This is a genomic window from Streptomyces xylophagus, from assembly GCF_000716435.1.
In the GTDB taxonomy this organism is placed as follows: Bacteria; Actinomycetota; Actinomycetes; order Streptomycetales; family Streptomycetaceae; genus Streptomyces; species Streptomyces xylophagus.
Genome location: NZ_JNWO01000132.1, coordinates 1 through 494, shown reverse-complemented (window position 1 = coordinate 494; position 494 = coordinate 1). Strand labels below are relative to the sequence as shown.

General features: G+C 61.9%; 1 protein-coding gene. It reads left to right on the top strand.

The window, feature by feature from the left end; all coding sequences use genetic code 11:
• A partial coding sequence (locus OO70_RS56560) for a hypothetical protein (protein WP_234337161.1) occupies nucleotides 1-494 on the top strand: 494 nt, incomplete at both ends.

Below are 494 nucleotides of genomic sequence, written 5' to 3'. Positions count from 1 at the left end.
CTGCATCATTCCGTCAGCGGGTGTCACGCTCGCGGCGACCGGGCTGACCGCTGGAACGCTTTACTACATCTACGCCACGCAAAGCGGCGGCACAGTCAACGCTCTCGTAGCGTCGACGAACGGACACTCTACCGACACCACAGCCGGTAACGAGGGCGTTGAGATCATGACCGGCGACAACACGAAGACCCTTGTCGGCATGGCCCGCCCCATCGCTGGTCCTGCGTGGACGGACACTAGCTCCCAACGTTTTGTTCGGTCGTGGTTCAATCGACCGCCGCTGCGGATGACGGGGGCGCAGACAGGCAGCAGTGTGGGGCTCAACGCTACGCCGCAAGAGCTGGCTGGGCCGTCGCGCTGTGAGTTTTTGGCGTGGGCAGATGAGGGCGGAGATTTCAGCGTATCGGGGGGCTACTACTCGTCGACCGCTGGTTTGATCGCTTCGCTGCTTGTGTTCTGTCTCTTATACACATCTCCGAGCCCACGAGACAGGC